The organism is uncultured Lamprocystis sp., assembly GCF_903933125.1.
GTDB lineage: Bacteria > Pseudomonadota > Gammaproteobacteria > Chromatiales > Chromatiaceae > Thiodictyon.
This window is the reverse complement of sequence record NZ_CAIZIZ010000513.1, coordinates 1-8,498: the sequence shown is the minus strand read 5'-3', so window position 1 is coordinate 8,498 and position 8,498 is coordinate 1. Positions and strand designations below refer to the sequence as shown.

At 65.7% G+C, this 8,498-nt stretch carries 2 protein-coding genes and 1 pseudogene; 1 reads left to right on the top strand and 2 read right to left on the bottom strand.

The features are described 5' to 3' along the window. Positions 1-1,057: 1,057 nt before the first annotated feature. Positions 1,058-1,342 carry a glucoamylase family protein gene (locus QZY03_RS28175; RefSeq protein WP_295587073.1) on the bottom strand — a complete coding sequence of 95 codons (285 nt, stop codon included), beginning with the start codon at positions 1,340-1,342 and terminating at the stop codon, positions 1,058-1,060. Between the two features lie 661 nt (positions 1,343-2,003). Next, on the bottom strand, positions 2,004-7,346 hold the full coding sequence (locus QZY03_RS28170; RefSeq protein ID WP_295587072.1) for a RecQ family ATP-dependent DNA helicase: 5,343 nt from the start codon (positions 7,344-7,346) through the stop codon (positions 2,004-2,006). A 641-nt stretch (positions 7,347-7,987) separates the two neighbouring features. Here QZY03_RS28170 and QZY03_RS28165 point away from each other — a divergent pair. Further along, positions 7,988-8,498 (top strand): annotated as a pseudogene (locus tag QZY03_RS28165) (hypothetical protein); the annotation flags it as partial.

Sequence of the window (8,498 nt, the reverse complement as noted above, 5' to 3'; positions counted from 1 at the left end):
CGCACACCCGCCGCGCCACTTCGGCACGCACGGGGCGGCGGCGTCGATGGCCCGCCGGATCGTCTCGAGGTCCGCCGCACTCAGCGGTCGCCCGCACAGCTTGCCAACACTTGCCTCGGTCATCTACCTTTGCCCCATCGGTCGTGATGGGAGCGGATTTCACCACTTCCGCCGTGCTGTGTTCAGCCCTGGCAGCCGCAGCCGGCCAGCAAAGATGTGGGTAATAGTCAGGCAAAGCGCCCAGGATTGGGATGATCTTCTGGCTAAGTGTTTGCGTAATCGTCGGGACGAGATGTTTGATCAGATCAGGGACTTAATCACAGGCGCTGTGTCACAGATAGAACAATCCACTGAGCTAGCCCGGCTAGAAGACTGGATTCATGTCGGTTTTGAACGTTGGCGCATGCTTACTCAGGAGTTGCCGGAGCATGTTGGCCCACGCTTTCCTCATGGATCCTATAACTTTGCTTACGAAATCTTAGGTGAACGCCGTCAAATTTCGCCCGCTCAGTTGCCCAATGTATTGAGCGCAAGTGTGGTCCGCCATACAGGATGGCCGCCTTTTTGGTACCCGACGCGGCAGGGAATAAGTACCTCAATTTAAATATTTGTAGGCCGCAATAAATGCAACGTCTTGATTTTTAAGAATTCGCATAAATAAGCGGCTCATAGCAATTGTATTGATGTACTTAGTTACCCATATCTAATTGACGGCGCGGTTGAATGTTGGCTCGGCAGCGATACGCAAACGCCCGCCGAGAACCGCGATGCTGCGCATTCAGACTTCTGGCGGATTCATCCTGGGGGCTTGGCATTCTTACTCCGTGGTTTTGAAGAAGAGGAATGGAAGTACGGCGCCCAGGTCGCGCATCCATTCTGCCGGCATTCTGCCGGGCACGGTCTTCGATATCACACTTCCGGTTTGGCGGATAGGTGAGACGCTTTTGCAGGCTCAACGTTTAGCGCAAAACCTGTTTGAAGGACCGACGACGATAAAATTTATTGCCATCTATGAAGGTTTATCTGGAAGATCGCTAACAAACATTGACCATGGAAGTCATGTCTGGGCGAATCGCATCGCGCACCAGAATTCCATTACGTTGAATACACATGTGGACGCGCATGCAATTGATACAAACCATCCGCCGCGGAAGCCGGCGCGGTGCAGGCCCGTGCGGATCGGCGCCGAGCCGTGCAGCAGGCGCCACAGCAGGCCGGAGCGAAAGTTCTCGATCATCAGCAGGATCAGGCCCTGGTCGAGTCCGAAGTCGCCCGCGGAGAACCAGCCCCCGTGCACGGTGTCGTTGAAGCCGCCGGCGCGCGCGGCACGGTCGCCGGTAATTGCGCTCTTCTTGGCGTGCTTGGCGACTTTGCGTGAGATATAGTCTTCTTACCTGATATTCGGACCGACACTCGTGTAGGGGCGGGTTTAGAGTAAATCCGGTTCAGAAATTGCTGATGAAAGACAACCTATTGAAATTTATTGATATGTCACTGAACTCTGACAATACGACGCTTTTGGCGCCTGATAGATTAAGCGTTGGAAATTATAGGGTTTCTCAGTTTAAGCATATTCCGTTCCGGATATCCTCTTAAGGTGATTTCCGGGAAACGTTGTACCAACGTGTAGGGGCGACTTTAGTCGCCCCTAAGGCGATTTCCGTGAATAGGCATCCCGACTGCGCATGCGCAGAAAGCCTCTTGGGTTGTAGGGGCGAATGAATTCGCCCCTACACGGCGGTAGATGCTTTCCGGGAAATCACCTAAAACCCGCCCCTACGTCCGGCGATCACGTCCGACGGCGATAGGTTCTTTCCAGACTCCGCGGTCTGGAGCATTCGCCACCAGTGTCCGGATCTTGCTGCACCCGCATAACAGACCGGAGGTCGAGGTTTCAGCCGAAAGCGGCGCCGCCGCCGCCCGCTAAAGCGTCGGCCTCCGGTCGCCTCGCCCTGCTCACCGGAGGTTGAGCCCGCGCGGTACGAGATGCTTCGGAAATCGCTTCAACTGAAGTTTCCGGGTTCGTGTTCTCTGTTTGCCGCCTGGTTTCCCGACGGTGTCAGGTCGTCGCCCATCCGCCAAATCAGATCCACCAACGGATACTCCCAGGTCTCCACCCGGCAGGTGTCGCGGTACTCGCCTTCGCCGTCGTCGCGGCGGCGGCGCATCAGGGCGATGATCCGCGCGGTTTCGACTGCCGGCAGCCGCGGTAGCCACAGGGCCGCGGCGCGCCGCGAGAGGCGTCCGACGGGGGCGCCCTGGCGGTCGCAGAGGACGAGCGTATCGCTGACCTGACGCAGGGATAAGGCATCTCCGGTCGTCAGCGCGGCGAGCCGGGCGTGGATGGGGTCGGCGGCCGGTTGGCGGCCGGCATAGCCCAGGTCGATGTCGGCGAGGCTGAGCAGTGTGTAGCGGCGCTGGATCAGCGCGGCGGCCGGGGCGGGGATATCCACCCGCGACCGCAGGAGCCAGTCCCCCTCGAACAGGGCAGGGGAGGGGTTGTCACCGCCCGGCACCCGGCCGAGGGCCAGGGTCTCCCGCGCTCGGGTCATGCCGACATAAAAGAGCCGACGCTGCTCTTGCGGATCCTCGCGGCCGGCGCCGCCGCCGGGGCCATCGGCGATCAGCACGTGGGTGAACTCCAGCCCCTTGGCGCCGTGCAGGGTGGAGAGGAAGACACCGTCGCCCAGTCCCCGGTCGCGGCGGAGTTCACACAGGGTCTCGTAACAGAATTCCAGGACACGGGAGGCGGCGACCTCGGCCTCACCGGCTTCCTCATGCCAGGCGTCGAGCAGGCCGTTGAGCAGGTTCCGCCAGAGCGATTCAGGCGCGGGCATCAGGGCGGTCAGGACGGCAATCGAGCAGGGTTGATGGCCAAGGGCCGCAACGGCATCCAGGAAGACCGTAATCTCCCGCACCCGGTGCAGGGGCGGCAGGTCCGCCGTCCAGGCGACCGGGATGCCCGCGGCTTCGCACAGGGCGCGGATCGGCTGCAGGGTCTCACGGCGGTAGGCGAGCACGGCGCAGACGCGCCAATCGCCGGCACCCAGGTCGCGCAGGCGCAGCAGCCGCGCGACCAGGGCCGCCGCCTGCCGTCCGGGGTCCGCCGCCTCCAGCACTTCCACGCGCCCGCGGCCATGGGCGTCGAGCCCCTCCCACCGGCCGCCCAGGGGTTCGCGGCGGCGGTGCCGGTCGCGACGGCCGGGCTGTCCGGTTTTCATGCGCTCCCGATTGTGCCCGATCAGGGCATTAGCGGCGGCGATGATGTGGCCGGTCGAGCGATAGTTCTCGATCAGGTAATGGACCTCGGCCGCATAGTCCTCCTTGAAGCGGCGGATGAAGTCGACGCTGGCGCCGCGGAAAGCGTAGATGTTCTGGTCGTCGTCGCCCACCGCCAACAGGGTCAGGCGGCCCTCGTCCTGATCCCGACTGCGGCCGGCGACCGCGGCGATCAGGCGATACTGATCGCTGTCGATGTCCTGATACTCGTCGACCAGAATGTGCCGATAGCCGGCCAGTAGACGCTCGCGCAGTGCATCCGGTTCCAGACCCGGCAGATCCGTCCGTCCCTCCAGCAGATCCACGGCATCTTGGATGAGCCCGCTGAACTCCGTCTGGTTGCCACCGGGGTCGGCGCCGGTGCGCTGAGCACGCGCGGCGAAGGAGGCCCCGGTGAGCCGCATCGCGAAGCCGTGGTAGGTCTGGATGAGGACACCGCGGGCTTCATCGCCCACCAGGGCGCCGAGTCGGCGGCGCAGTTCCAGGGCCGCGTTGCGGTTGTAACAGAGGATCAGGATGGCCCGCGGGTCGACGCGCAGGATCCGCAGCAGATAGGCGCAGCGGTGCACGATGACCCGCGTCTTGCCCGCGCCGGGGCCGGCCAGGATCAGCCGGTTGGTCTCCGGCTCCGCCGCCACGATGGCGATCTGCTCGGGATGGTCCAGGCTCTCGACGATGCGCCGGAAGGACTCGGCCGTGGTCGCCCGCGCCACGATCTCCTGCTGGTCCGGAAAGTAACGGCGCACGAAGGCCGGCCGTTCCAGCGTGAAATAGGCCCCCACCAGGCCGATCGCCTGGGCGATCTTCTCCAGGCCCAGGCGGGCATAGGCGTGCATCACATGGATTTGAAAGACCCGTTCACCGTAGTGCTCGGCGAGCGGGGCATAATGGCCCTTGGTGTAGCGCTTGCCCTTGGCCTCGGAAAGGACGCGGATCGTCATGGCCTGGCGGAACACGCCTAAGCCGGCCTGCAGCACGATCGCCCGGTGTTCATGCAGGAACAGGAGCCCCCGTTCCGCGGCTGCCAGCGGGTCGTGCAGGCTGCCGGCCAGGGTCAGGTCCGCCCGCAGGGCCGCGGTCAGTTCGTCGAGCCCGAAGCCGACCAGCACCTCGGCGCTCGGCGGGGTCGCCGCCGGGATCTTGGCGATCAGGGTCGCTAGCACCACCGTGGCGATGGCCTGGCGGCGCCGGGCCGTTTCCTCCAGGTCCTGCCAGTTGCGGTGCAAACGCACCCGGTAGTGGTCCCGCTCGTACTGGCGAAACTCCAGACTGCCCTGCTTCGCCGCGAGCCCGTGGCCATCCCGCGCCAGGCTGCCCAGGAGGTCGCGCAAGATCTCCGGGTTGCTGTCCACCCCCTGGTCGCGCAGGCGCTGGTTGAGGCGCCGGATGGACAGTGGGTGCCAGTCGTGATCGTCGGCGTCCGGCGCCTCTTCACGCAGGGCGGCGAGCATGGCCCGCTCCACGCTGCACACCTGTTCCAGAATCCGGGTGGAGGGATTGACCACCTTGTAGCGGACATAAGCGCTCTGTTGTGGACCTTGCAGCAACAGGCCGGCCTGCGCCATGTCGTAGAGCGTGCGCAACACCCGCTGACCGGCGGTCTCGCCGCGATCCCAGGGCGGGGCCGCCGCGCCCTCGCCCTGGGGCGGGCGCAACGCGGGGAGTTGAGCCAGGTCATCGGCGGTCAGACCGTCATTCGGGTCGCAGTTGAAGAGGGCTTCCAGCACGGCCAGCCAGCGTTGCCGCTGCGGCGCGGAGAGACCCAGGCCGGCGATGCGCCGTTGCGCCTCCTCCAGGCTCGCGACCGCCGGGCGGCCCTGAAAGACCCGGGTGCGGTTCTCATTGCGCTCCACGAATCCAGCCCGCTCCAGCCAGGCGATGGCGGTGCGAACCCGGGTGTCCGCATCCCGACCCTCGGTGTCGAACCCCACCCGCAGTTCACCCTCGCGCAGCAGCTCACCGGCGGTGAGGATCACGCAGTCGTCCTGGTCCCGGCGCGCCCGGCGCAGGCCGCGCAGGATCTCGGCGATGTCGGCCCGCGAGAGCTGTGAGCCCGCCGCCAGACGGAACTGATCCTCCACGTCCTGCTCGTCATAGAGCAGACAGCAGCGGGCGGGTGCGCGGTCACGTCCGGCGCGCCCCGCCTCCTGGACATAGTTCTCCAAAGAGCCGGGGATGTCGACGTGGACCACCAGGCGCACGTTCTCTTTGTCCACCCCCATGCCGAAGGCATTGGTGGCACAGACAACCTGAATCTCCCCGCCGACGAAGGCGTCCTGGACCCGCCGTTTCTCCGGGGCCGGGAGTCCGGCATGGAAGGCCGCCGCCGCCCAGCCCTGGCGGGTCAGGAATGCCGCCAGCTCCTCCACGCGTCTGCGGGTCGTCCCGTAGACCACGGCCGCGCCAGGCCCGGCAGGGTCTCCGTCTCGATCCCCGGTCACAGCGCCAGGTTCCCCCAGCGACTCCACCAGCACCGCGTGAAGCCGTGGATCTTTCTCCTGGTGACGCGTGAGTTGGACCTCGAAGCGCAGGTTGTCCCGCGCGACGCCCCCCTGAAACAGCCGCAATTCCAGCCCCAGTTCGGCCCGGAAGTGGGCCAGAATCTCGGCGATCACGTCGGTCTTGGCGGTGGCCGTGAAGCAGGCGATGGGGGGCACGGGGACGCCCTGGCGCTCCGCCAGTTCCTGGATGAAGCGGGCGGCATAGAGATAGTCGGGCCGGAAGTCATGACCCCATTTGGACAGGCAGTGCGCCTCGTCGAAGACCCAGCAGCCGATCTCACGCGACTCCAGCACCCGTCTGAACGAGACATTGCGCAACTGCTCCGGGGAGCAATAGAGGATGGCGATCTCGCCCAGGCGGATTCGTTCCAGCACCTCGCCGCGCTCCGGTCCGGTCAGCAGGCCGTAGAGTGCCGCCGCGTGGAGGCTCCCGGTCTTGAGGACCAGATTGTCCACCTGATCCTTCATCAGGGCTTGCAGCGGCGAGAGCACGAGCGTCAGTTGGCCGCGGCGCAGATAACGCACCAGGGCCGGCAGTTGGAAGCACAGCGACTTGCCGCCGCCGGTGGGCAGGATGGCGAGCTGCGAGCCGTCCGCCATCCCGTGGGCGACGATGGCGCCCTGAAGACTGCCGCCGTCGGCGTCCCTGGGTTCCGGCCGGAACTGCGCCAGGCCGAACCAGCGCTTGAGCTGGCCGTGCGGGTCATGGATGGTGCGGCACCAGACGCAATCCGGCGCGGCGCAGGGCCGATCGCGCAGGGCCTGCAGGAGCGCCTGGGTCTCGGGAAAGCGGTGCCTGACCCAGGGCGGCAGCACCGAGCGGGCACCCGCCACCTGGAGCCAGGCGGTCGCATAGGCCAGGGCCGGGCGCAGGCGCGGGTCGCTCAGATGGCGCAGAGCCTGGGTTTGGGCCGCGGTCCGGCAGACCCGGCCATCCCAATAGCGGTGCAGCAGGTCCAGCACCCCCGGCACGTCGGGCAGATCGATCCCCAGCGCGGCGAAGACCAGCGACACCCCGGTGCCGCCGGTGGCCGCTGACTCCAGCCCGCTCGCCCCGCGGAAACAGAAGCGGTAGATCGCCAGCAAGCCGGCCTCGCCGGTCCCGGTCTCGCCGCTCCCGGTCTCACTGACCAGGGCGCGGCGCGCGAATTCAGCCCACTGTTCCCGAAAGACCTGCTCGGCGAGTCGGCAGTCCGCCAGCGGGTCCGAGACCGAATCCCGCACCAGCTTATAATCCTTGACCAGGCGGTGATAGGGGTTCTCGGGAAAGGCCAGCGGGGACAGAAACAGGGTATCGACCACCCGCCGCTTAAGCAGGTCGAGCGCCGGCCGACGGGCGCGCAGACAGTGTAGGTCATGGCCCAGCAGGTTATGACCGAGAACCAGCTCGGCGCCGGCGGCGAACCGGTCGAGTTCGGTCAGTGCGACGGTGCCATCGAACTGCCCCTGCCGCCTGAAGGTGTCCTCGCCCCAGACCGCCGCGATCTTATGGATGGCCCCATTGGGGCCGGTCTCCAGATCGAGCAGGAGAGTGCGGGACAGGAAATCGGTGAGCCGTGGGTCCACGGGGTGATTATGCGGGCAGGCATGGCTGGTGCGGAAGGCCCGTAGGTCGTTGTACCCGAGGCGACGCGGAGCGCGCGTCGGCTGGTTCCGCGCGGGATGCGGTCCGCGCAGCCGACTCGACTGAGCCGCCGGTGCCTCCCCGCCGGGGGCGGTTCCCCAGAACCGCGTCCCTTGTCGCACCGGCAATGGCTGTCTACACTCCGAGAAAGAGCACGCCTACCACGCCTACCACGCCTACCAGGCGCGGCAGGACTATCTACGCGAACAGCAGAGCATCCAACTCGAATTCGACGACCTATGCGCGGAGGTCGAGCAGGCGCAGGCGGACGCGTAGTAGGAGCGGGCGGCCAAGGACGAAGCCTTGGCCGAGAACGAGCGGCTGAAGCGCTTGCTCGCCGACCAGCCGGAACCGTCTAACCCCGAGACGCGGTCGTGATCTCGGCCTATCGTCAATTTCTGGTTCCGCAGCAAACCCGGTCGCTTACGCGACGGGGAACGCGTCTTCGGTTGGTTCCACGGGGGATGCGGTCCGCACAGTGCACCCGGCTTGCCTTCAAGATAGCTCGCCCTCCGTCGGCTCCTTTCCAGCGGTTGACGCGGACACCAGCGAATCGGATACACGGGGGAAACAGCCGAGCCAGGTGAACCCACAGGCCCTCCCATGCAGATCGCCGACGACGCCAAGATACGAGACATCACTGCGCTCTACCCGCACGCTGACCAACGGTCAGACCCGCCATGTCCATAGCGCCGTCACCCCGGCGCTGGTCGCGCCGGGCCAAGCGACCGTGTTTCCCTTGCCCCCCGCGTTCGTCACGCCGCAGGATGGTCACCTCAAACAAGACTGCGAACTGGCCGCCAGCGCGCGATGGTTGCCGCAGTGGGCGCCGCGGCTCGCGGCGTTGGGCCCGATCACCTTCCTGGGTGATGACCTGTACTGTCACCAGCCCTTCTGCGAGCAGGTTCTGGCCCAACACGGCCACTTTTTGTTCGTGTGCCTGCCCCAGTCCCACCCCACCCTCTATGAGTGGTTGGCGGACTTCGAACGCCAGGGTCCGTTGCCGAGCGTGGTCACCACGCGCTGGACCGGTACCCAACGCCTCACCGATACCTATCGTTACTTCCATCTCAGTACCTTCCCTTCGACTCCTG